We start from the raw sequence: 1,103 nt of genomic DNA on the forward strand, positions 1-1,103 counted from the left end.
TCGTTGCCGACGGACCAGACGACGATGCTGGCGCGGTTTTTCCCCATCGAAATCAGGTCGGAGAGTTGGGTTTCGGCGTTCTGGTAGGTGGCTTGGTTTTGCCAGGCAATGGTCCAGTACACGGGCACTTCGGCCCAGACGAGCAGGCCCATCTCGTCGGCCAGCTTGAGCATGGTTTCGTTGTGGGGGTAGTGGGCCAGGCGCACGTAATTGCAGCCCAGCTCCTTGGCCCAGCTCAGCAGCATGCGCAGGTCGCCCTCGCCCCGCGCCCGGCCGGGAATCAGCGGGTTTTCGTCGTGAATGGAAATGCCGCGCAGAAACGTGGACTTGCCGTTGAGCAGGATGTCCTGCCCGCGGGTCTGGATGGTGCGGAAGCCGATGCGGTCCTGCACCGTTTCGCCGCCGTTGGTAAGCGTCACGGCGTAAAGTTTGGGGCTCTGGGGCGACCAGAGTTTCAGCTTTTTGGCCGGGATGCTAAACGTGGCGCGGCCGTCGCCGTCGGTTTTCAGGGTCTGTTTAATGCTGGCTTCGGCGATGTTGAGCGTCACCGACTGGCCGGCTTTGCCGGCCCCGTCGAGCTGCACGTAGCCGGCCAGCTGGCTCCTGTTGTCCTTGGCCAGCTGCACCTGGTAATCGACGATGAACGTCTCGGGCGCTTCGGCAATGAACACGTCGCGGGTGATGCCGCCGTAGTTCCACCAGTCGGTGTTGAGGGTGGGCACGGCCTCGAGGTGGCGGGTGTTGTCGGCCTTGACCACCACAAAGTTCTCGCCGCCCGGGTTCAGCTTGCCCGTCACCTCGTACTGAATGGGCGTGAAGCCGCCCTGGTGCATGCCGAGCTTCTGGCCGTTGAGGTAAATGTGGGCCTCGTAGTTGATGGCCCCGAAGTAGAGAAAGTAGCGCTTGCCGGCCGTGGGCGTCAGCGTAAAGCTCTTTTTCAGCCAGAGGGTGCCTTCGTAATACAGCAGCTTGGGGTCCTGCGAATTCCAGTCGCCGGGCACCTGCAGCGCGGCCGAGTGGTCGAAGTCGTACTCAATCAGCTCGGGCTCCTGGGCGGTGCTGGGCTTCTGGTTGTCGTAGTAGCCGCCCTTGCCGCTGGCCGA

Annotated in this window: 1 protein-coding gene; it reads right to left on the reverse strand. The window is 62.9% G+C overall.

What is annotated here, in order from left to right; all coding sequences use genetic code 11:
• A partial coding sequence (locus ACYU7Q_RS21820; RefSeq protein WP_460611574.1) for a glycoside hydrolase family 2 protein occupies window positions 1-1,103 on the reverse strand: 1,103 nt, incomplete at both ends.

It is taken from the genome of Hymenobacter terrigena (assembly GCF_054776515.1).